Consider the following 19405-nt stretch of genomic DNA (forward strand, 5'->3'; position numbering starts at 1 on the left):
AATTATAGACAAGCGGCACGCCGATGTCAATGCTCCGTCCTCATCCGCAAAAAATGGATCATCATTACTTTTAAAACAGCCGTCGCAGGAACAGCCAGAATCATCCCGACGATACCCGCAAGCTCCCCTCCGGCAAGGAGTGCAAGCATGATAACGACCGGATGCATTTTAAGGCTTCTGCCGACAATGAACGGACTGAGGATATTTCCTTCCATAAACTGCAGAATAAACACCGTAATCACCACAACAAGAACAGCCTTGACTGAGATCGTCATCGCAATTAACAACGCAGGAACAGCTCCGATGAAAGGGCCAAAATACGGGATGACATTCGTTACTCCAGAGATAAGGCCAAGTATCAGCGGATACGGAAGCCCAAATACCCAGAACGAAATGCCTGCAATCACACCAAGAATCAAGCAGACCAAAAGCTGGCCGCGGATATAATCGCCAAGCGAATCATCCACATCCCGCAAAAAGGCGCTGCCCCGCTTTCTCCACGACTTCGGAGTCAAGTACCATACTGTCTTTTTCATTAACTCAATGTCCTTCACCATATAAAACACGAGAAAAGGGATTGTTGCAGCAATTAAGAAGTAATCAAGCACATTGCGGATCCCGCTGATCGCACCCTCGATCGTTCCCGCAAAAAACGCCTCCGTCTGGCGGATCATTTTATCTATACGGTGATGCATACCATCAGGCCAGTCATCCGTATGGTTATGCACATGAAGAAGAAGCCCATTATACGTTTCAGCAAACATGGGTATATTTTCTGACAAATCCGTCAGCTGCACGATTAAAACAGGCACCCCTTTATACAACGCCCAGCCAATCCCGCCAAAAAAAAGAACATAAATGACCAAGATGCTCAAAGTCCTAGGCAATCCTTTGCCATGCAGCCATTCCGTGACCGGAAGCAATAAATAAGATATAAAAATAGAAATGATCAAGGGAATAAAGATCGTTTTTATGACGAGCCAAAAGGGTGACCATAACATATCAAGCATAAAAAAGACATAGACTGTTAACAGAACCAGCAAACAAATAGCCACCCACAACAAAAGCTGCACCGGTTTTTGGAGCATCTGCTTTCACCTCATCTATATCTTTTGAGGTTTACACGGAATTATTCTATTATGTTTCTTTAGTCAGTCAGAAGTCATGGACATTTTTTCACATTTAATTTTCAGAAAAGTTTGATCATTTACTTTTTGGTCAAATTTTCTGATAGGAGGATTGCGATGATCACATTTCAAAATGTAAACAAGCATTACGGAGATTTTCACGTGTTAAAACAAATTAATCTTCAAATCGAAAAAGGTGAAGTCGTTGTTATCATCGGCCCATCCGGTTCCGGTAAAAGCACATTGCTCAGATGCATCAACAGACTTGAGACGATCAATGAGGGAGTGCTCACAGTAAACGGCACCGCCATTAACGACAGAAAAACTGATATCAATAAAGTGCGGCAAAATATCGGGATGGTGTTTCAGCACTTTCATTTATATCCGCATAAAACAGTGCTGCAGAACATCATGCTGGCTCCGGTAAAAGTGCTTAGACAATCACCTGAACAAGCAAAGGAAACGGCGCGGTACTATCTTGAAAAAGTCGGCATCCCAGACAAGGCTGACGCCTATCCTTCCCAGCTTTCCGGCGGGCAGCAGCAGCGTGTTGCCATCGCAAGAGGACTGGCGATGAAGCCGGAGGTCATGCTGTTTGACGAGCCGACATCAGCACTTGATCCTGAAATGATCGGTGAGGTGCTGGATGTCATGAAAACACTCGCCAAAGAAGGCATGACAATGGTTGTCGTGACACACGAAATGGGGTTTGCCAAAGAAGTTGCCGACCGGATTGTCTTCATTGACGAAGGAAAAATTTTAGAAGAAGCAGTGCCGGCTGAATTTTACGCGAACCCGAAGGAAGAACGGGCCCGCTTATTCTTAAGCCGTATTTTAAATCATTAAAACAGAAATGGGGGAGCTTGTATGAAAAAGATTTTTTCTTTAGCATTGATTTCTTTATTCGCTGTCATCTTGCTTGCCGCTTGCGGCAGCAAGGGATCAAACGGAGAAGCCTCAAAGGAGAACAAAAAAGATACGCTAGCCGCCATTAAAGACAATGACAAAATTGTCTTCGGCGTAAAAACGGACACTCGACTGTTCGGTCTTAAAAATCCAAGCTCAGGTGAGATTGAGGGTTTTGATATTGATATTGCTAAACAAATCGCTAAAGACATTTTAGGTGATGAGAAAAAAGCTGAATTTAAAGAGGTCACCTCAAAAACAAGGATTCCTATGCTGCAAAACGGGGATATCGACGCCATTGTCGCCACAATGACGATCACTGAAGAACGAAAAAAGGAAGTTGACTTTTCTGATGTCTATTTCGAGGCCGGGCAATCGCTTCTCGTGAAAAAAGGCAGCAAAATCAAGAGTGTCGAGAATCTTGGCAAAGGCTCAAAAGTTCTTGCAGTAAAAGGCTCCACCTCCTCTCAAAACATTCGTGAAAAGGCGCCTGAAGCATCTGTTTTAGAATTTGAAAACTACGCAGAAGCCTTTACAGCCCTTAAATCGGGGCAAGGCGATGCCCTCACCACAGATAATGCGATTTTATATGGAATGGCTGATGAAAATAAAAATTATCAATTAACAGGAAAGCCTTTTACAGATGAGCCTTACGGGATCGCCGTGAAAAAAGGGCAATCTGCTCTCGCGAAAGAAATCAACGCTTCACTTAAAAAGATGAAGTCGGATGGCAGATACGATGAAATTTATAAAAAATGGATCAAAGAAGACCCAGCTGAATAACAACCATCCCGGGATGAGCAGGCGATGCTCATCCCAATTTGATAAGGAGTGAATAGGCAGATGAATGTGTCAATTCTTTTCGATAACTTCGGCATGTATATGGACGGTTTTTACCATACCTTGCTCGCAAGTGTTATCGCGCTGGTCGGCAGTTTTGTCCTCGGCGTTGCTGTAGCGGTTATGAGAATAACAGTCTTTAAGCCGCTGCAATGGCTCGGGACCGCCTATGTAGAATTCATCCGCAACATCCCTCTTCTTTTAATTACCTTTGTTTTCTATTTCGGACTTCCAAACGCAGGCCTGAGGCTTGACGGTTTTCAAGCGGGAACGGTTGCTCTCACCATTTATACCTCTGCGTTTATCGCTGAAGCCATCAGAGCAGGCATCCAGTCTGTTTCAAAAGGGCAGATGGAAGCGGCACGCTCGTCAGGCTTTACCTACAGCCAAGCCATGCTCCATATCATTTTGCCGCAGGCAATCAAAATCGTCATTCCGCCTTTAGGCAATCAATTTTTAAACTTAGTCAAAAACTCTTCGATTCTTGGGGTTGTGGCCGGATTGGATCTTATGTACCAAGCCGATTTAGTTTCGTCGAGCACACTCGTTGTATTTGATGTTTATATTTTTGTGGCGCTTTTTTACTTAGTGCTGACGATTCCGCTTAGCATCGGTGTTAACTATCTGGAAAAACGGCTGGAAAAAAGCTATTGATAAGGAGTGAGTTACATTGGATTTCATTGGTGCTTATTCACAGGAGCATTTAGCATTTTTATGGGATGGCTTTCTCGTCACCTTGTACGTTGCTTTCATCTCCATCATTCTGAGCTTTTTCTTCGGTTTAATCGCAGGAACCCTGCGTTATGCGAAAGTTCCCGTTCTTTCTCAATTGATTGCGGTTCTCGTTGAAACGATCAGAAACCTCCCCTTGCTGTTAATTATTTTCTTTACGTTTTTTGCCCTTCCGGAAATTGGGATTAAGCTTGAAATTACAGCTGCTGCAATTACAGCACTAACGATTTTTGAATCCGCTATGCTATCTGAAATTATCCGAAGCGGACTGAAATCAATTGACAAAGGACAAATTGAAGCGGCGCGCTCCTCCGGGCTGAGCTATACACAGACCCTGTTCTTTATCGTCATGCCGCAAGCGCTTCGCCGCATGGTTCCGCCCATCGTAAGCCAGTTTATTTCTTTATTAAAAGATACATCGCTCGCTGTTGTGATCGCCTTGCCTGAACTGATTCACAACGCGCAAATTATAAACGGCCAAAGCGCAGACGGCAGTTATTTTTTCCCGATCTTTTTACTTGCGGCCCTTATGTATTTCGCAGTCAACTACAGCCTTTCACTCGCAGCAAGACGCCTCGAGGTCCGGCAAACATAGAAAAGGATACTCTTTGGAGAGTATCCTTTTTGCATTAAAACATTTTCGTAATTCTTCTTCTCATCCGCTTCATGCTTCGATTATTCAGCATGTCAGATTGAGTCGCCATTCGGTACACGAGAGCTCCGGCTCCCATTGCCAAAAGAGAAGTCATCGTCCGATTCATCCTGCGCATCTCCTTTCATGATTAAAAATTGATGCTGCGTTCATCCTCAGAAAACAAATCATCCAAGCTGCTTAACGTTCCGTCTTCTTCCACCTGATGAGTTGCAATCTTCCCTTTCGCCACTGTCAGTTCAATAAAACAGCCCCAGCAATAATATTGGTTCACGCCGATTTTGCCGATATCCTTACTTTTGCAATTCGGGCATATAAGCATACCTCACACCTCTATCCGTTCAGAACGATCTCGTCTTTCCTCACCTCGACAAGCGAATCCGCTCTTTGGATCTGGCGCTTGCTTCCCGCCAGGTCAGAAAAGAAACCGTCCGAGAGTTCATATGCTACGATTATGCCCCTGTCCAAACAAAAGTATACATCTTCCAGCATCCCCAATATATCGCCCTCTTGCGATTTCACAAGCTTCATCTTCATCTGCTCGTATGTGAAGCATGATTTCGGAAGAGGCAAAAGCTGTTCTGAACTGACCGAAGCCAATATGCGGTCATCAAGAATGGAAGAGATATCACACGCCCGTAATAGCGCATGATGATGATGCAAAAAGCGTTTTTGTGCAAGAATAAACCCAAGACAATCTCCTTTCAGAGAAAAACAAATATCGGAAATTGCCCCGAGATAACAAGAAGTTCGTTCTGAGTATACTGGGAATCCTTCTACTTCATGGCATGTTCTCAAAGTGTGATCAACCACCTTTTGTTGAACAGGCTTAGGTTTTGCTTTGCGCCTTAGACTCATACGATGAAATCAATTCCACTGCAAATGAAAAAAACTCCCGCTTGCACGGGAGCATTTTATTGCTGTTCTTCTTTCATAAAATCGAATGGTGTAATGCCTTCCATGCCAATGTTGGCGTCGTGTACGCTGAACGGGAGCTCTTTTTGGAGAGCCTCAAGCTCGGCATCCATTTCCTCAACCTGTACGGACAGCCTGTTTTTTAAGGAGGTCTGTCTGACAGTTGCATCATTATTTTTCACGCCCCACTCCAGCGCCTCCTCCTCACCGCATAAAATGAGAAATTTCTTCGCTCTTGTAATCGCGGTATAAAGAAGGTTTCTTCTGAGCATTCTATAATAACCTTTCACAACAGGCAAAACCACAATCGGAAATTCACTTCCCTGCGATTTATGAATAGAACAGCAATACGCATGGGTAAATTGATTAAAATCTTTTTTCGTAAATGTCATTTCATTGCCGTCAAAAGAAACGACAGCCATGTCTTCTTTTTCTGTATTTTCCTTTGCATAAAATATCGACGTAATTTCGCCAATATCTCCGTTGAATACATTGTTTTCCGGCTGATTGACAAGCTGCAAAATTTTATCTCCGGTTCTGTAGACAACATCCCCGTACTTCAATTCTCTCCGTTTTTCTTTAGGAGGATTTAAAATGTCCTGCAGCATCACATTCAATTCATTGATGCCGGCTTTTCCTCTGTACATCGGAGCGAGGACCTGAATGTCCTTTGCCGTATAGCCTTTTTTCAATGCATTGGCGACAACCTTCTCAACAACTTCTTTAATTTGCGAGCCTCCGCAGCGAATAAAGGAACGGTCCTTTGTCGGGGCAGTCAAATTGTTCGGCAGCAATCCATTTTTCATCTGGTGGGCAAGCTCGACGATTGATGACCCCTCCGCCTGGCGATAGATGTCTGTCAGTCTCACAGTCGGAATCACCTGGGATGCCAGCAGGTCTCTGAGCACTTGTCCCGGACCGACGGAAGGCAGCTGATCTTCGTCTCCGACAATGATGATTTGTATATGATCAGGGATCGCCTTGAACAAATGATTCGCCAGCCATATATCAAGCATACTGGCTTCATCGATAATTAACAGTTTCCCTTCGATCGGCTGATCCTCTGTATGAGTAAAGCCTTCAGCGCCGTTCCAGCCAAGCAGCCTGTGTATCGTGACTGCAGGAAGTCCCGTTGATTCACTCATCCGTTTTGCTGCTCTCCCTGTCGGAGCGGCCAAAACAATCGGAAAAGCTTCATCCTTTTTATAAGCTGACGGGTCTAGTGACACACCGTGAAGCTCTCCGTAGAGCTCGACAATCCCTCTGATTACCGTCGTTTTCCCTGTTCCCGGACCGCCTGTTAAAAGAAGCATCGGCGAGGAAAGGGCTTTTTGAATCGCTTCCTTCTGGCTGGGGGCATACTGAACGTTCATCCGTTCTTCCAGTTCTCCCAACGCGAGCAAAAACTCTGATTCGGGAAACTGGTTCTCATATTCGGTTTGACTAGCGATATGTTTCACACGCTTTGCAACGTTTTGTTCTGCGTAAAACAGCGACGGAAAATAACAGCGGCCGTCTTCTATGACAATGTCTTTATTTTCTCCAAGGGCAATAATTGCGTTAGCGGCATCCATTTCTGTGATGCGCTGCCCTTCCCTTGCTGACTGGTTTAACAGAGATTGGGTGTCAATGATCAGCTGTTCTGTTTCTATGTACGTGTGCCCCTCTGACAGACAAGTCGTTTCAAGCGTGTACAAAATAGCAGCTTTTACCCGCTCAGGATGGTTACCCGAAAGACCCATTCTGCTGCCCAGCTCATCCGCTTTCCCAAACCCGATGCCTTCTACATCCTTCACAAGCTGATAAGGATTTTCCTGAATCTTTTCAAGCGTCTCGGATTCATAGGCTTGATAGATTTTCATAGACAGCTGCGGGCCAAAGCCAAACTGATTCAAGGAAATCATGATTTGCTCCAGTCCCTGATGCCGCTGCAATGCGCCAGCCAGCGTGTCTGCTTTCTTTTTTGAGAGTCTTGGAACATCATAAAGCACTGAAGCGTCAGCCAATATTTTATTAATGGCGCTGTCGCCCAGCTTTTTCACAATTTCTTCAGCAGTTTTTTTGCCGATTCCCTCGAATAAATCACTCGATAAATATTGAATGATGCCTTCCTTAGTCGTTGGAATCTCCTTTTTGAAATGCTCCGCCTGAAATTGGAGCCCGAATTTTGGATGGGTTACGATCTTTCCGTAAAACGTGTAGGACTCTTCTTCTTGAAGCGCAGGGAAGTAGCCCGTCACGGATACGGCTTTATCTTCAATGGCTTCGGAGGTCTCTGTGACTTTCACTTTCAGAACCGTATATAAATTGGTGTCATTATGATAGATGACTGTGTTGACTGTCCCTTTTATATAGGGCTCTTCCTCCAGTTTAAGCTGATCCGGATGCTGCTGCACGAGCTGTCCCTCCTCCTGTGCCTGTTATGATGGATCAATCAGTTTTTTAGCATGAAGCGCAAGCATATGATCTGGCTGGATATCGATTGCCTTGTCCAGCATTTCCAGCGCTTTTTCTCGGTTTTCTTTATAAGCATAAGCGACACCGGCATTATAAAATGCATCTGCATGCCCCGGGTCTTGCTCTGTCACAGCTGAGAATTGGCTGAGCGCTTCGTCCAGCATGCCCTCGTTGGCTAAGCACATCCCGAATTGAAAGCGCGCTTCCGTATCGTTTTCATTCAGTTCGACAGCTCTTTGTAAATATGGCAGTGCAAGCTTAGGTTGTTCGAGCTTGACAAGTACCGTTCCGAGCATGTAAAACAGGTCACCGTTTTCCATCCCCGCACGTAGCGCTTTTTCAAACATGTCTTTCGCTTCTTTGTACATTTCTTTTACAACATAGACATTTCCTGCTCCATAATAAGCAGTGGCTGCGCTACTGTCTAATTCAAGCGCTTTATCATAAAACGCAAGCGCACGTTCCAGCTCGTTTACGGATGAAAGAAGGTTGGCAAAATTGATATACGGAATCGCGTCTTCTTTATTTTCTTCAATCGCTTTTGTAAATGCCTCTGCCGCTTTCTCGTAATCGCCTTCCTGCATCGCCTCTATACCGAGTTGATTATAATCCACTGATCATCTTCCTTTCATTAAAAAACCCCAACTCAGTGTTGAGGTTTTTCATCTTTTATACGTACCACAATTTTGTTCCGTCTTTGTACACATCATCAATTGTCCCGCCGCCAAGGCATTCTTCGCCGTCATAGAAGACAACGGCTTGTCCCGGCGTTACAGCGCGGACTTGTTCATCAAAGATGACTTCCGCTTCACCCTCGCCAGTCATGCGCACCGTTACTTTATGATCTTCTTGGCGGTAACGGAATTTAGCCGTGCAGGAAATCTCTTCGCCCTTTATGATATCCGAACGTACCCAGCTGATATTTGTTGCTGTGATTTTGTCGGAATATAAAAGCGGGTTATGGAACCCTTGATCCACGTAGAGGATGTTCTTTTCAAGATCTTTGCCTACCGCAAACCACGGCTCGCCGCTTCCGCCGATGCCAAGGCCGTGACGCTGTCCGATCGTATAGTACATCAACCCGTCGTGGCGGCCTTTTACTTCGCCGTCCATCGTCATCATATCGCCCGGCTGTGCAGGGAGATATTGGCTGAGAAACGTTTTGAAGTTGCGTTCGCCGATAAAGCAGATGCCTGTACTGTCTTTTTTCGTCGCCGTTGCAAGTTCTGCTTCTTTGGCGATTTCACGCACACGGCTTTTTTGAAGTTCGCCGATCGGGAACATGACTTTGCTCAGCGTATCTTCTGTCAGCTGATTCAGGAAGTACGTTTGATCCTTGTTTTCATCAATGCCGCGCAGCATTTGGATTTTTCCGCCGCTTCTGTCTACTCTTGCATAGTGGCCAGTCGCTAAATAGTCGGCGCCAAGTGACAATGCATGCTCCAAAAAGGCTTTGAATTTAATTTCTTTGTTGCACAATACATCCGGGTTTGGTGTTCTGCCTGCTTTATATTCATCAAGGAAGTATTGAAATACCTTCTCATAATATTGCTTTTCAAAGTTTACGGCATAATACGGAATTCCGATTTGGTTGCAGACGCGGATCACATCTTCATAATCCTCTGTCGCCGTGCAAAAACCGTTTTCGTCCGTATCATCCCAGTTTTTCATAAAGATTCCGATTACATCATAGCCCTGTTCTTTTAACAGCAGGGCCGCCACAGATGAGTCTACTCCGCCGGACATGCCGACAACGACTCTTGTATCCTCCGGCCGTTTTTCCATTTCATTCACTCCAATTACTACGCCGCCTTATTGTGTCAGCCGTTTGACAACGTCGGCCACATGTTTGGCAGCAGTTTTCACTTGCTCAGCCGTATTGCCGAGGCCGAAGCTGATTCGAATAGAGGACGTCAGCCGGTCACTCTCTTCGCCGAACATAGCAGTCAGAACATGTGACGGCAGGACTGAACCGGCCGTGCACGCTGAACCGCTGGAGACAGCGACACCAGCCATATCAAGATTGACCAGCAGCGCTTCCACTGACACACCGGGGAAATAAAGATTCAGAACATGCGGCAGACTATGCTCTTTGTCCCCGTTGACCTCGAATGCCACGCCTGCATCTCTAAGCGTGTCGGCAAAGATTGCTTTAAACGATTGATACTTCTCGTTTTTTTCGTCACGTTCTTCACTTGACAGCTTGATCGCTTCTTTCAGCCCGACAATGCCTGGAACATTTTCCGTTCCGGCACGGCGTTTTCTTTCTTGCTCTCCTCCGAATAAAAGGGGTGAAAGCTTCACATCTTTACTAGCATATAAAAAGCCTGTCCCTTTTGGCCCGTTGAGCTTGTGCCCGGAAACAGACAGAAGGTCAATATGGCTGTTTTTCACATCAATTGGCAGCAACCCGAATGCCTGAACAGCATCGGTATGAAAATAAGCTTTGTGTTCCTTTAACAGCTCACCGATTTCTTCGATCGGCTGCACTGTTCCGACTTCATTATTTCCATACATCACTGTCACAAGGATTGTATCATCACGCAGTGCTTCTTTCACCTGTTTTGCACTGACTCTTCCATTTTGGTCAACGTCCAGATACGTTATGTCAAATCCGTCTTCCTCAAGTTTTTCACATGTGTGAAGCACGGCGTGATGCTCAATTTTTGTTGTGATGATATGTCTGCCAAGATCTTTTCTTGCAAGTGCGGTTCCCATGATCGCCAAGTTATCAGCTTCCGTTCCCCCGCTTGTAAAAATGATCTCCTGCTCTGCCGCTCCGATTTCTGCTGCGATCTGCGCTCTTGCTTCATCCACCCATTTTCGAGATTCTCTGCCAAATGAATGAATACTGGAGGGATTACCGAAACTGCCGGAGAAGTGCGGTATCATTTTTTCCAGCACGCGCTCATCCATCGGAGACGTTGCGGCATGATCTAAATAAATCCGTTCCATTATGTTTACACCTCTGATCTAAATATAGAACATATAAGCTTCTTGCTCTCCGTCTGTATAGCTGGCAAGATCCTCTAATGTTGTACTGTCTAAAACCTCTTTTACAGCATCCCGGATGCGAATCCAGAGCTCACGCTTGGCAGGCTCCTCATCTTCCAGCACTTCAACAGGGCTGATCGGCCCCTCAAGCACACGGATAATATCTCCCGCAGTAATGGCATCCGGCTCACTGCCTAATACATATCCGCCATATGCGCCTCTGATGCTTTTCACTAAACCGGCATTTCTGAGCGGCGATACCAGCTGCTCCAAATAATGCTCGGACAAATTATTCGTCTGTGCGATGCTTTTTAATGAAGTCGGGCCTTCACCGTGCTTTTTTGCAAGCTCGATCATAATGGTGAGCCCGTATCTTCCCTTAGTTGATATTTTCAACATGAACACCTCTGTTATTTCATGATTTTCCACATTTATAATGGTAATTTCTATATGTTTCGTCCGTTTATTATCTTATAGACCAACTGTTATTATAACATACCTTCAGCGAATTTTCATTGAGGCAGAAGGAAAGGGGCCTTTACCCTTTTCTAATGTACGGTTTTCCGTTACCCTGTAATTAAGTAAGGAGAGATGATAGATGAAGCCATTGGCATATCGGATGCGTCCGACAAAAATAGAGGATATTATCGGCCAGCAGCATCTGGTGGCTGAAGATAAAATTATTGGCAGAATGGTCCAGGCAAAACATTTGTCATCCATGATTTTGTACGGGCCGCCCGGAATTGGAAAAACATCAATCGCAACAGCAATCGCCGGTTCAACAAGTATTGCTTTTCGAAAGCTGAATGCTGTCATTAACAATAAAAAAGATATGGAAATCGTAGCTCAGGAAGCCAAGATGTCCGGCCAAGTGATTTTGATTCTGGATGAAGTCCACAGGCTGGATAAAGGAAAACAGGATTTTCTATTACCCTATTTAGAAAACGGAATGATCATTTTGATCGGAGCAACGACGGCTAACCCGTATCATGCCATTAATCCGGCGATCAGAAGCCGGACCCAGATTTTTGAGCTTGAACCGTTAACACCTGATCTGATTAAACAGGCACTGGAACGTGCGCTCCATGATGAGCATCGGGGCCTTGGCACCTATTCTGTATCCATTGATGATCAGGCGATGGAGCATTTTGCCCACGGATGCGGAGGAGATGTCCGCTCCGCTTTAAATGCGCTTGAGCTTGCCGTGTTGTCAACGAAGGAGTCAGCAGACGGTGAAATTCACATTACATTAGAAACCGCGGAAGAATGCTTGCAGAAAAAAAGCTTTTCTCACGATAAAGATGGTGACGCGCATTATGATGTACTGTCCGCTTTTCAAAAATCGATCCGCGGCTCTGATGCCAACGCTGCTCTTCACTATTTGGCTAGATTAATTGAAGCCGGTGATCTGGAGAGCATCGCAAGACGATTGCTTGTTATCGCCTATGAAGATATCGGTTTAGCAAGCCCGCAAGCCGGTCCTAGAGTGCTGAACGCTATTCAGACCGCTGAGCGAGTCGGGTTTCCTGAAGCGCGAATCCCGCTGGCCAACGCAGTTATTGAGCTTTGCCTCTCACCGAAATCAAACTCTGCCATTCTGGCAATCGATGAGGCCCTGGCAGATATCAGAGCCGGAAAAATTGGGGATGTCCCGAAGCATTTAAAAGACGCGCATTATAAAGGAGCTCAGGAATTAGGAAGAGGAATCGACTATAAATACCCGCACAATTACGACAACGGTTGGGTCGAACAACAATACCTCCCTGATCCTCTGAAAAATAAGCAATACTATAAGCCGAAACAGACAGGAAAATTCGAATCCGCCTTAAAGCAGGTGTACGATAAATTAATGAAAAGAAAATAAAACAAAAAAACAGCCTTGATCATCAAGGCTGTTTTTATGCATTATTTATCCTTCACACGTTTGATTTCAATGTCTTTCAAAAGATCCATGACAACATGTCCGCCCATAATCAAACCTGCAACTGACGGCACAAAAGCATTAGAGGAAGGCGGCATTTTTGCTTTACGTATTTTCGCTTCGTCATTCCCCACTTCTTTTCTGACATCTTCCCGAATGACAATCGGGCTTTCATCAGAGAAAATCACTTGAACGCCTTTTTTGATACCCTCTTTGCGTAATTTCGTACGGACGACCTTCGCAATTGGATCAGTGTGCGTTTTTGAGATATCAGCGATTTGGAAGCGTGTCGGATCCGTTTTATTTGCTGCACCCATGCTGGAGATGAGCGGAATATCCCGTTTCAGACATTCCTTCATTAAATGAATTTTATAACAGATGGTGTCTGACGCATCAATGACATAGTCAAGATCATAGTCAAAAAACTGCTCATACGTTTCCTCCGTATAGAACATCTTTAACGAGATTACTTCACACTCAGGGTTAATGTCTGCGATCCGTGCCTTCATTAAATCAACTTTCGGCTGTCCGACAGTTGAAAGCAGCGCGTGAAGCTGACGGTTTACATTTGTAATGTCGACATCATCTTTGTCGACAAGCAGAATGCGGCCGACGCCTGACCGCGCGAGAGCTTCCGCCGCGAACGATCCGACCCCCCCGACTCCAAGCACAGCAACTGTGCTGTTTTTCAGCGTTTCAAGGCCTTCTTTTCCGATAGCTAATTCATTGCGTGAAAACTGGTGTAACAAGAACCTCACTCCACATTCGTATTCTGGTTTCATCTATAAAATGGCTGATCCATGAGCAGCCGTTTTTTCTGCGCACAAAAAATAAAGTCCCAATAGTGCCGTTGCAGCTTTCCTTTGTTTTGAACCCGCTCTCAGCAGGTGGGTGCCCTCTTTTAAATCTTGTAAGTCCTCTTTACCGAATGAAAAGAGGCATGTACGCCATTTAAAAATGCGGGCTCCCAAATCAAAAAAATGTTCGGTCAAAACTAGGTGTACAACTAACACATCAGGACTTTATTTAACTTGTCAAAATCATATCACAGACGATTTTGATTTTCAAGAATCGAACTGCCCAATCAGTTCTTAACTTTTTTCTTGATAGAAAGATGAAGCTCGTCAAGCTGGGCGTCGCTTACTTCGCCTGGCGCGTCTGTCATCAGGCAGCTTGCACTTGCCGTTTTCGGGAATGCAATCGTATCTCTCAGGTTCGTACGTCCTGCGAGAAGCATAACGAGACGGTCTAAGCCAAGTGCGATTCCGCCGTGCGGAGGAGCGCCGTATTCAAATGCTTCCAGCAGGAATCCAAACTGTTCAGCCGCTTCTTCTGGTGAGAAGCCGAGAAGCGCAAACATTTTTTCCTGAATATCCTTTTCGAAAATACGGATTGAACCGCCGCCAAGCTCATAGCCGTTTAAGACGAGGTCATAAGCTTGCGCTTTCATGTCTTCAGGCGCTGTTTCAATCAGCTCAAGGTCTTCTCGGACAGGCATTGTGAACGGATGGTGCGCTGCGTAAAAACGGCCTTCTTCCGGATCATGCTCTAATAGCGGCCAGTCGATGACCCATAAGAAATTGAACAATTTTTCGTCAATCAGCCCGCGCTCTTTCCCAAGCTTTAAGCGCAGGGCGCCGAGTGATGCGGCCACAACTTCGAATTGATCCGCTCCGAACAGCAGCAAATCACCTTCAGCAGCATCAAGTGCTTCAATCAGCTTAGACTGCTTTTCTTCATCAAAGAATTTAGCGATCGGGCCTTTCACTCCGTCTGCCTCAACCTTCACCCAGGCAAGCCCTTTTGCCCCGTAGTTTGCAGCAAAAGCGCCAAGAGCGTCGATGTCTTTTCTGGAGTAATCGCCGGCACCGCCTTTTACATTGATGGCTTTGACCACGCCGCCGTTTGCTACAGCTGATGAGAACACTTTAAATTCCGTATCCTTTACAATGTCAGACACATCTGTCAAAAGCATGTCAAAACGCGTATCCGGTTTATCAGACCCGTACTTGTTCATTGCTTCGTCATACGTCATTCGAGGAAGAGGAAGCTGAAGTTCCTCACCTTTTGTTTCACGCATAACCTTTGCCATCATCTCCTCAGCCAATGACATAATGTCTTCCTGGCTCATAAAGGACATTTCAATATCAATTTGCGTAAACTCAGGCTGACGGTCCGCACGCAAGTCTTCATCGCGGAAACAGCGGGCAATTTGATAATATCGTTCAATGCCTGATACCATCAGAAGCTGTTTAAATAGCTGCGGGGACTGCGGCAGCGCGTAGAACTCACCTTCGTGCACACGGCTCGGCACCAGGTAGTCACGTGCGCCTTCAGGCGTGCTTCCTGTTAAAATCGGCGTTTCAATATCAAGAAACCCATTTTCATCTAAAAAGCTGCGAACAGCTTTCGTCACGTTATGGCGCAGCTGCATCGTCTGGAACATAGCCGGTCTGCGCAAATCTAAGTAACGGTGTTTTAAACGAACGTCCTCTGACACTTCTTCAGCTTGATCAGAAATCGCAAATGGAGGTGTCTTTGCAGCATTTAATACGTTCACTCCATCAGCATGTATTTCGATCGCGCCTGTTTTCAAATTCGGATTAACTGTTCCCTCTTCACGCGCCACCACTTTTCCTTGAATATCAAGCACGTATTCATTTCTGATGCCTTCCGCAATAGCAAGCGCTTCTTTTGACACATCAGGGTTAAAAACGACTTGAACAATGCCCGTACGGTCACGCAAGTCAATAAAAATCAATCCGCCGAGGTCTCGTCTTTTTTGGACCCAGCCTTTCAGCGTTACAGATTCGCCAATTGCTTTTTCAGTTATATCACCGCAATAATATGTTCTTCCAAACAATGCGTTTCACTCCTTATCCCTTTTGGTTTGCCTTCATCACATGTATAAATTCATCAAGTGCCACTTCAATCTGTTCGCCCGTCTGTGCATCCTTTACATTTATTTTGTTTTGGGCAAGCTCATCTTCACCCAAAATCGCAATAAATCTGGCATTTAAGCGATCAGCTGTTTTAAACTGGCCTTTCATTTTCTTATTTTCATAATCGATTTCACTGGAAATGCCTGCTTCTCTCAGTTTGTACACCAATGAAACAGAATAATCCTTTGCTTTTTCGCCGAGTGTGACGATATAGCAGTCGATTCCCTTATCAACAGGCAGCTCTCTTTTTTCAGCATCAATTGCGGCAAGCAAGCGTTCGATGCTCATCGCAAATCCGATGCCCGGTGCTTCAGGTCCGCCGATCTGTTCGACAAGCCCGTCGTAGCGTCCGCCGCCGGCTAGTGTCGTAATCGCGCCAAAGCCCTCCGCATTGCTCATAATTTCAAATGCGGTGTGGTTGTAATAATCCAGCCCTCTCACAAGGTTCGGATCGATTTCATACGAAATGCCAAGATCATTTAAGTATTGTTTCACTTTGTCAAAATAAGCGGCTGATTCTTCATTTAAATATGTCAAAATCGAAGGCGCTGATTTCATCAGCTCATGATCTCGATCTTTTTTGCAGTCCAAGATTCTAAGCGGGTTCGTGTGCAGCCGTGACTGGCAGTCTGAACAAAATTCTTCGATGCGAGGCTCGAAGTGTTTCACGAGCGCTTCTCTGTAGCTTTTGCGGCTATCTTGATCGCCGAGACTGTTTATGACTAGCTTAACGTTTTCTAAACCTGCTTTTTCATAAATACTCATCGCAAGCGACATTACTTCAGCGTCGATTGCAGGGTCTTTCGAACCAATCGCTTCAATTCCAAACTGATAAAACTGGCGGTAACGGCCCGTCTGAGGACGTTCATAACGGAACATCGGCCCGACATAATAAAGCTTTGTCGGCTGTACAGGATTTGCGAACAGCTTGTTTTCATTAAAGGCGCGAACCGCAGCAGCTGTTCCCTCCGGACGAAGCGTCAGGCTTCTGCCTTTGCGGTCCTCGAAGGTATACATTTCTTTTTGTACGATATCCGTTGATTCTCCGACGCCTCTGGCAAACAGTTCTGTATGCTCAAAAATCGGTGTGCGGATTTCTTTATATTGATAAGTGCGGCAAGTGTCTCTCATAATTTGTTCAACATACTGCCAGCGATCTGATTCTCCAGGCAGAATATCCTGTGTTCCTCTCGGAATGTTATATCCCATAGGTAGACCTCCTTATGTATTCCTTATAAAATATCCAATGATCGTTAATGATGAAAATGAAAAAAACTCCCGCCCCTACTATACATGATAGTAGGGACGAGAGTTATACCCGTGGTGCCACCCTAGTTGGAATACGTTCATATTCCCGCTCGATCCTTTAACGCAGGTTCACGTTCACTGCCTAATGGCGTTATTCACGCGTTCAGCAGGAAACCTCCGGAGTGTTGTTTCGAGAAAGACGCAATGGGATCCGCTTTCAGCCTAGGGCGGGTTCCTCTCTAATCATGCAATCTGACCTACTCTTCTCCATTATTGGTTCAAATCTTTCATCATTTGCTATGTACTCAATTTCTATTATAATAATGGGATTGGGGTTCTCTGTCAAGCTTTATTCCGGTTGTTTTTCCTCAGCGCTGCTTCTTTGGACATAAGACCAAATTCAGATGCTGTTTCCGTAAGATAACCAGTCGTATCGGGATCTGCGTGATCGCTGTAATGCAGATTCGCTTCACCGTCGTGAAATGCACGTCCCATTTTTGGATGATATTTCATGATTTGCACACCTTTTTGATTGTATTTACGCTTAGTATAAACAAATCATTTTATTTTTATTTAAAAATCAGAAAGGACTTTACGATATTAAACAAGAATGCTTTTTTAATGATCATCAGAAAGGAGGACACAATGAACAAGAAATACTTTGTCCTTATTGTATGTATTATTTTCACCGCAGCGCTATTCCCGACCTTTTCATCCGTTACAGCTGCTCAAGGAGAAGCGGTCATCGCAACAGATGAAATGAACGTCAGAAGCGGCCCGGGGCTTAGCTACGGCATTACAGCGGAAGTAAAAAAGGGAGAACGCTATCCAATTTTAAAGGAAGATGGAGACTGGGTGCAGATACAGCTTGGTTCCGGAAAAAAGGGCTGGGTAGTCTCCTGGCTTATTACAAAGGAAGACCAGGCCAGCACAAGCTCCTCAGGAAGCAGTGACACTGTGACATCAACAGACCCCGATCTGCGGATGAGAAGCGGCCCGGGCACTTCCTACGAAGTCATCGGCAAATTCCCGCAAGGCAGCCAAGCATCTGTCATTGATAAAGATTCGGGCTGGATGAAGATATCCTATCACAGTGCCACCGGATGGGTATCATCTGAATATGTCACATCAGGAGGCAGCAGTTCAGCGTCTGATGAGAGTGACCAAACCGAGGATTCCGGTGCGTCAACGACGGGCACAGTCGGTGTTTCTTCGCTAAATGTAAGAGCCTCCGCCTCACATGACGCGGCAATTATAACAAAACTTGATCGCGGAACGAAACTGACGGTTCTCAACGAGAAAAATGGCTGGGCTCACATTGAGGTGAACGGGCTAAAAGGCTGGGTTGCAAGCCATTACCTTTTGACTAGTTCTGTTCCAGCTGATGATTCAGCAAATGCCGGCAGTTCATCCTCCGCTAAAAAAGCCTATATCATGTACGGAGGAACGAATCTAAGAAGTGATGCGTCAACATCAGCTTCGATCGTTGAGCGCGCTGCCAAAGGAGATTCATACACCATTACCGGTTCAAAGGGAAGCTGGTATGAAATAAAGCTTGATAACGGGCAAACTGCTTATGTAGCCAATTGGGTGGTCCAAACGTCTAAAAGCGCAGAAGAAGCAGGTGAACCGCCAGTCTCTGATTCCCCGTCTGGAAACGGCTCTCTAAACAATAAAACGATTATTGTTGACCCGGGACATGGAGGAAAAGACAGCGGAACGATCGGGTATTCGGGGAAATTCGAGAAAAACCTGACGATCAAAACGGCAAAACTGCTCGCCAGCAAACTTAGATCGGCTGGAGCGGATGTATATGTGACACGCCAGGATGATACCTTTGTCAGCCTGCAGTCACGGGTCTCTACCTCTCACTACCGTAACGCTGACGCCTTTATCAGCATTCATTATGACAGCTATGCGGATACCTCTACAAGAGGCAGTACAGCATATTACTACAGTCCTGCCAAAGATCAGGAACTCGCATCAGATGTCCACTCAGAAGTGGTGAAGCGTTCTTCCATTCCAGACCGCGGCGTATTATTCGGAGATTATTATGTGCTCCGGGAAAACAGACAGCCCGCTATGCTGTACGAGCTGGGATATGTAAGCCATCCGCAGGAAGAAGCCATTGTACATAGCAATTCATACCAAGAAAAAGTAACAGATGGGATCGAAAGCGGATTAGAGAAATACTTCCAATAAAAAAAGCTGCCTTTTGGCAGCTTTTTTTATTTTGAATCCATAATGAGCGTGACCGGTCCGGAGTTTGTAAGCTGAACATCCATCATTGCTCCAAACGTTCCGGTCTCCACTTTGATTCCTTTTTCACGAAGCAGGTCATTCCATTTTTCATAAAGACCTAAAGCTTTATCAGGTTTGGCCGCGTTCATGTAGTTCGGCCGGCGCCCTTTTTTCGTATCTCCATAAAGCGTAAACTGTGAGACGGATAAAATCTCTCCTCCTATATCTACAAGAGACAGATTCATTTTTCCTTCACTGTCATCGAAAATACGGAGATTGACAACTTTATCGGCTAAATAAGCTGCATCATCTTCTGTATCATCATGAGTGATGCCGACCAGCACCATAAGGCCTTGTCCAATTTGGCCGACGACCTCTTCGTCCACTGTAACGCTTGCTTCTGTTACTCGCTGAACAACTAATCTCATTT

20 protein-coding genes, 1 other RNA gene and 1 other annotated feature are annotated in these 19405 nt (G+C 45.3%); of the genes, 6 read left to right on the forward strand and 15 right to left on the reverse strand.

Going from position 1 to position 19405, the window contains the following annotated elements:
* Positions 1-26: 26 nt before the first annotated feature.
* Complete coding sequence (locus NSQ12_RS14195) at positions 27-1088, reverse strand: AI-2E family transporter (protein WP_009967889.1); 1062 nt, start codon at positions 1086-1088, stop codon at positions 27-29.
* Between the two features lie 156 nt (positions 1089-1244).
* Between NSQ12_RS14195 and NSQ12_RS14200 the strand changes: the two genes are divergently transcribed.
* From NSQ12_RS14200 to NSQ12_RS14215, 4 genes are read left to right on the forward strand one after another with little or no spacing between them, the layout of a single operon-like run.
* Complete coding sequence (locus tag NSQ12_RS14200; RefSeq protein ID WP_110109448.1) at positions 1245-1973, forward strand: amino acid ABC transporter ATP-binding protein; 729 nt, start codon at positions 1245-1247, stop codon at positions 1971-1973.
* 21 nt (positions 1974-1994) lie between these two features.
* Positions 1995-2816: a glutamine ABC transporter substrate-binding protein GlnH gene (gene glnH, locus NSQ12_RS14205; RefSeq protein WP_038429393.1), complete on the forward strand. Its 822-nt coding sequence runs from the start codon at positions 1995-1997 to the stop codon at positions 2814-2816.
* A gap of 60 nt (positions 2817-2876) precedes the next feature.
* Positions 2877-3527 carry an amino acid ABC transporter permease gene (locus NSQ12_RS14210; protein WP_160221711.1) on the forward strand — a complete coding sequence of 217 codons (651 nt, stop codon included), beginning with the start codon at positions 2877-2879 and terminating at the stop codon, positions 3525-3527.
* A gap of 16 nt (positions 3528-3543) precedes the next feature.
* Positions 3544-4200 (forward strand): amino acid ABC transporter permease, encoded by a 657-nt coding sequence (locus NSQ12_RS14215; protein WP_003229784.1) that lies wholly within the window; start codon positions 3544-3546, stop codon positions 4198-4200.
* A gap of 34 nt (positions 4201-4234) precedes the next feature.
* Here NSQ12_RS14215 and NSQ12_RS14220 read toward each other — a convergent pair whose 3' ends face one another.
* The 8 genes from NSQ12_RS14220 to cymR form a co-directional block, all read right to left on the reverse strand.
* Complete coding sequence (locus NSQ12_RS14220; RefSeq protein WP_003229780.1) at positions 4235-4366, reverse strand: YrzQ family protein; 132 nt, start codon at positions 4364-4366, stop codon at positions 4235-4237.
* A gap of 21 nt (positions 4367-4387) precedes the next feature.
* Positions 4388-4579 (reverse strand): hypothetical protein, encoded by a 192-nt coding sequence (locus tag NSQ12_RS14225; protein ID WP_003225893.1) that lies wholly within the window; start codon positions 4577-4579, stop codon positions 4388-4390.
* 11 nt (positions 4580-4590) lie between these two features.
* Positions 4591-5115 (reverse strand): PRC-barrel domain-containing protein, encoded by a 525-nt coding sequence (locus tag NSQ12_RS14230; protein ID WP_072692710.1) that lies wholly within the window; start codon positions 5113-5115, stop codon positions 4591-4593.
* Positions 5116-5171: 56 nt separating this feature from the next.
* Positions 5172-7568 carry an ATP-dependent RecD-like DNA helicase gene (locus tag NSQ12_RS14235; protein WP_339174965.1) on the reverse strand — a complete coding sequence of 799 codons (2397 nt, stop codon included), beginning with the start codon at positions 7566-7568 and terminating at the stop codon, positions 5172-5174.
* Positions 7569-7592: 24 nt separating this feature from the next.
* Positions 7593-8213 carry a tetratricopeptide repeat protein gene (locus NSQ12_RS14240; protein WP_211197310.1) on the reverse strand — a complete coding sequence of 207 codons (621 nt, stop codon included), beginning with the start codon at positions 8211-8213 and terminating at the stop codon, positions 7593-7595.
* 85 nt (positions 8214-8298) lie between these two features.
* Positions 8299-9414 carry a tRNA 2-thiouridine(34) synthase MnmA gene (mnmA, locus tag NSQ12_RS14245; protein ID WP_339174967.1) on the reverse strand — a complete coding sequence of 372 codons (1116 nt, stop codon included), beginning with the start codon at positions 9412-9414 and terminating at the stop codon, positions 8299-8301.
* A gap of 27 nt (positions 9415-9441) precedes the next feature.
* Entirely contained in the window at positions 9442-10584 is a 1143-nt protein-coding gene (locus tag NSQ12_RS14250; RefSeq protein ID WP_003229769.1) for a cysteine desulfurase family protein, read from the reverse strand.
* An 18-nt stretch (positions 10585-10602) separates the two neighbouring features.
* Positions 10603-11019, reverse strand: a complete 417-nt coding sequence (cymR, locus tag NSQ12_RS14255) for a cysteine metabolism transcriptional regulator CymR (RefSeq protein WP_003225879.1) — start codon at positions 11017-11019, stop codon at positions 10603-10605.
* A 202-nt stretch (positions 11020-11221) separates the two neighbouring features.
* On the opposite strand from cymR, the gene NSQ12_RS14260 reads away from it, so the two are divergent.
* Positions 11222-12487: a replication-associated recombination protein A gene (locus NSQ12_RS14260; RefSeq protein ID WP_015714437.1), complete on the forward strand. Its 1266-nt coding sequence runs from the start codon at positions 11222-11224 to the stop codon at positions 12485-12487.
* Between the two features lie 41 nt (positions 12488-12528).
* Here the strand turns inward: NSQ12_RS14260 and NSQ12_RS14265 are convergent, their stop codons facing one another.
* From NSQ12_RS14265 to NSQ12_RS14285, 5 genes are all read right to left on the reverse strand, one after another.
* Entirely contained in the window at positions 12529-13293 is a 765-nt protein-coding gene (locus NSQ12_RS14265) for a tRNA threonylcarbamoyladenosine dehydratase (RefSeq protein WP_014480428.1), read from the reverse strand.
* 82 nt (positions 13294-13375) lie between these two features.
* Positions 13376-13568, reverse strand: a non-coding RNA gene (gene ssrS, locus NSQ12_RS14270) — 6S RNA.
* Between the two features lie 60 nt (positions 13569-13628).
* Entirely contained in the window at positions 13629-15407 is a 1779-nt protein-coding gene (aspS, locus tag NSQ12_RS14275; protein WP_326145907.1) for an aspartate--tRNA ligase, read from the reverse strand.
* Positions 15408-15420: 13 nt separating this feature from the next.
* Positions 15421-16695 (reverse strand): histidine--tRNA ligase, encoded by a 1275-nt coding sequence (gene hisS, locus NSQ12_RS14280; RefSeq protein ID WP_326227525.1) that lies wholly within the window; start codon positions 16693-16695, stop codon positions 15421-15423.
* 89 nt (positions 16696-16784) lie between these two features.
* Positions 16785-17017 (reverse strand) — a binding site (T-box leader).
* A gap of 59 nt (positions 17018-17076) precedes the next feature.
* Positions 17077-17247 (reverse strand): YrzK family protein, encoded by a 171-nt coding sequence (locus NSQ12_RS14285; RefSeq protein ID WP_004399157.1) that lies wholly within the window; start codon positions 17245-17247, stop codon positions 17077-17079.
* A gap of 132 nt (positions 17248-17379) precedes the next feature.
* Between NSQ12_RS14285 and NSQ12_RS14290 the strand changes: the two genes are divergently transcribed.
* Complete coding sequence (locus NSQ12_RS14290) at positions 17380-18936, forward strand: SH3 domain-containing protein (protein ID WP_339174972.1); 1557 nt, start codon at positions 17380-17382, stop codon at positions 18934-18936.
* 26 nt (positions 18937-18962) lie between these two features.
* Here the strand turns inward: NSQ12_RS14290 and dtd are convergent, their stop codons facing one another.
* Positions 18963-19403 (reverse strand): D-aminoacyl-tRNA deacylase, encoded by a 441-nt coding sequence (dtd, locus tag NSQ12_RS14295; RefSeq protein ID WP_004398689.1) that lies wholly within the window; start codon positions 19401-19403, stop codon positions 18963-18965.
* Positions 19404-19405: the final 2 nt, after the last annotated feature.

Origin of the sequence: Bacillus sp. PS95 (genome assembly GCF_037963565.1) — a bacterium.
Lineage (GTDB): Bacteria > Bacillota > Bacilli > Bacillales > Bacillaceae > Bacillus > Bacillus subtilis.

Excerpts from the sequence above, each read along its gene's own strand:
- NSQ12_RS14220 (WP_003229780.1), bottom strand. The coding sequence starts at position 4,366 with ATGAATCGGACGATGACTTCTCTTTTGGCAATGGGAGCCGGAGCTCTC.
- mnmA (WP_339174967.1), bottom strand. The coding sequence starts at position 9,414 with ATGGAAAAACGGCCGGAGGATACAAGAGTCGTTGTCGGCATGTCCGGC.
- NSQ12_RS14240 (WP_211197310.1), bottom strand. The coding sequence starts at position 8,213 with ATGCAGGAAGGCGATTACGAGAAAGCGGCAGAGGCATTTACAAAAGCG.
- NSQ12_RS14225 (WP_003225893.1), bottom strand. The coding sequence starts at position 4,579 with ATGCTTATATGCCCGAATTGCAAAAGTAAGGATATCGGCAAAATCGGC.
- NSQ12_RS14200 (WP_110109448.1), top strand. The coding sequence starts at position 1,245 with ATGATCACATTTCAAAATGTAAACAAGCATTACGGAGATTTTCACGTG.
- NSQ12_RS14230 (WP_072692710.1), bottom strand. The coding sequence starts at position 5,115 with ATGAGTCTAAGGCGCAAAGCAAAACCTAAGCCTGTTCAACAAAAGGTG.
- hisS (WP_326227525.1), bottom strand. The coding sequence starts at position 16,695 with ATGGGATATAACATTCCGAGAGGAACACAGGATATTCTGCCTGGAGAA.
- NSQ12_RS14260 (WP_015714437.1), top strand. The coding sequence starts at position 11,222 with ATGAAGCCATTGGCATATCGGATGCGTCCGACAAAAATAGAGGATATT.
- NSQ12_RS14290 (WP_339174972.1), top strand. The coding sequence starts at position 17,380 with ATGAACAAGAAATACTTTGTCCTTATTGTATGTATTATTTTCACCGCA.
- NSQ12_RS14195 (WP_009967889.1), bottom strand. The coding sequence starts at position 1,088 with ATGCTCCAAAAACCGGTGCAGCTTTTGTTGTGGGTGGCTATTTGTTTG.
- glnH (WP_038429393.1), top strand. The coding sequence starts at position 1,995 with ATGAAAAAGATTTTTTCTTTAGCATTGATTTCTTTATTCGCTGTCATC.
- NSQ12_RS14285 (WP_004399157.1), bottom strand. The coding sequence starts at position 17,247 with ATGAAATATCATCCAAAAATGGGACGTGCATTTCACGACGGTGAAGCG.
- NSQ12_RS14250 (WP_003229769.1), bottom strand. The coding sequence starts at position 10,584 with ATGGAACGGATTTATTTAGATCATGCCGCAACGTCTCCGATGGATGAG.
- NSQ12_RS14210 (WP_160221711.1), top strand. The coding sequence starts at position 2,877 with ATGAATGTGTCAATTCTTTTCGATAACTTCGGCATGTATATGGACGGT.
- dtd (WP_004398689.1), bottom strand. The coding sequence starts at position 19,403 with ATGAGATTAGTTGTTCAGCGAGTAACAGAAGCAAGCGTTACAGTGGAC.